This is a genomic window from Agromyces sp. NPDC055658 (assembly GCF_053618155.1).
In genome coordinates, this window is record NZ_JBSHHD010000101.1 from 1 (window position 1) to 1,386 (window position 1,386).

The following is a 1,386-nucleotide window of genomic DNA, read 5'->3' on the forward strand; positions in this document are numbered from 1 at the left end:
GTACGGCTGGATTGCCGCCGTTGGTGAAGGTTGAACGGCCTGCCGTGTTGCCGTTGTCGTATGCGCAGCAGCGGTTGTGGTTCCTCAGCCAGTTCGAGGGCGAGGCCGCGACCTACAACATGCCGACCGCGTTCCGGATCGGCGGCAGCCTGCATGCGGAAGCATTGGGCGCGGCACTGGCGGATGTGGTCGGCCGCCATGAGTCACTGCGCACGGTGTTTGCCGCGCATGATGGGCTTCCCCAGCAGGTGGTGCTGCCCCCTGATCGAGCAGATTTCGGGTGGCGGGTCGTCGATGCCAGTGACTGGTCACCTGATCGGCTGATCGAGGCCATCGGAGCGGCCGTGTGCTACAACTTCGATCTGGAAACCGAAATACCGCTACGTGCATGGCTTTTCCGTGTTGCGGAGGATGACCATGTGTTCGTGGCGGTGGTGCACCATATCGCCGGAGACGGCTCATCGGTTGGTCCGCTGGTCCGTGATCTGGGCGTTGCCTATGCGAGCCGGTGTGCAGGGCAGGCGCCGGATTGGGTGCCGCTGCCGGTGCAATATGTGGATTACACGTTATGGCAGCGCGAGTATTTGGGTGATCTGGCCGACCCCGGCAGTCGCATCGCCGAGCAGGTGGCGTACTGGGAGAACGCGTTGGCCGGCATGCCGGAACGGTTGGTGTTGCCCACCGATCGGCCATACCCGGTGGTGGCGGACTACCGGGGCGCCAGTGTGACGGTGGATTGGCCGGCACAGTTGCAGCAGCTGGTGGCGCGGGTGGCCCGCGAGCACAACGCGACCAGCTTCATGGTGATCCAAGCCGCACTGGCTGTGCTGCTGGCCAAGACCAGCGCCAGTTCCGATGTGGCGATGGGGATCGCGACCGCCGGTCGCAATGATCCAGCCCTGGATGCGCTGGTGGGTTGCTTCGTCAACACCTTGGTGCTCCGGGTCGATGCGAGCGGCGAACTCACCGTTGCTGACCTGTTGGCCCAGGTGCGCCAGCGCAGCCTGGCGGCCTACGACAATCAGGATGTGCCGTTCGAGGTGCTGGTCGAACGGCTCAACCCCGTCCGCTCCCTGACACATCACCCCCTGGTTCAGGTGTTGTTGGCCTGGCAGAACTTCGCCGGTGGGTCCGCGACCGGGGCGACGTTGGGCGACGTGCAGGCCACGCCACTGACAGCGGAAACCCACACCGCCCGAATGGATTTGACGTTCACCCTGTCCGAGCGCTTTTCCGAAGAAGGGCAGCCCGCCGGGATCGCCGGATCGGCGGAGTTCCGCACCGACGTATATGACGCCGCCAGCATCGAAACACTGATCGAGCGGTGGCAGCGGGTTCTGGTGGCGCTGACCTCTGACTCGACCCGGCCGTTGTCGTCGGTGGATC

Annotated in this window: 1 protein-coding gene; it reads left to right on the plus strand. The window is 64.9% G+C overall.

The annotated features are described in order from the left end of the window. Nucleotides 1–1,386: condensation domain-containing protein (locus ACWGPE_RS18810; RefSeq protein ID WP_452049281.1), on the plus strand; the 1,386-nt coding region annotated here is incomplete at both ends.